General features: G+C 65.9%; 1 pseudogene. It reads left to right on the top strand.

The features are described 5' to 3' along the window. Nucleotides 1–169: 169 nt before the first annotated feature. A pseudogene (locus I6F37_RS39270) lies at nt 170–461 on the top strand (amino acid ABC transporter permease); the annotation flags it as partial.

Below are 461 nucleotides of genomic sequence, written 5' to 3' on the forward strand. Positions count from 1 at the left end.
ATCGGGAACCTCTGGGCGAATGGGACGATCGCGAAGCTCCAGAACCAGTACCTCGCCAAAGCCGGCGCGCCCGATCTGAAGTAGCGCTACGAGCGACCGCAGCTCCCGCATCCTCGGCGGCTCGACCGCCCGCATCTCCAAGGAGACGCGGGCGGTCGGGATCGCCGTCGTGTCGACAATCGTGTTCGTCGTCCTCGTGGTGGTCGCGATCACGAACGCGCCCGGTTGGCCCGAGATCAAGGCGTCCTTCTTCTCGTGGGACGACTATCGGGCGTCGTTCCCCGACATCGCAAGGGCGTTCTGGCTCAACGTCAAGCTGTTCGTCACCGCCGAGCTGCTGATCCTCCCTCTCGCGCTGATCCTCGCCGTGCTGCGAGGCCTGCCAGGGCCGGTGTTCTTTCCGATCAGGGCCCTCGCGATCGTCTACGCCGACCTCTTCCGCGGCATCCCGACCATCCTCG

Origin of the sequence: Bradyrhizobium sp. NBAIM08 (assembly GCF_020193935.1) — a bacterium.
Lineage (GTDB): Bacteria > Pseudomonadota > Alphaproteobacteria > Rhizobiales > Xanthobacteraceae > Bradyrhizobium > Bradyrhizobium yuanmingense.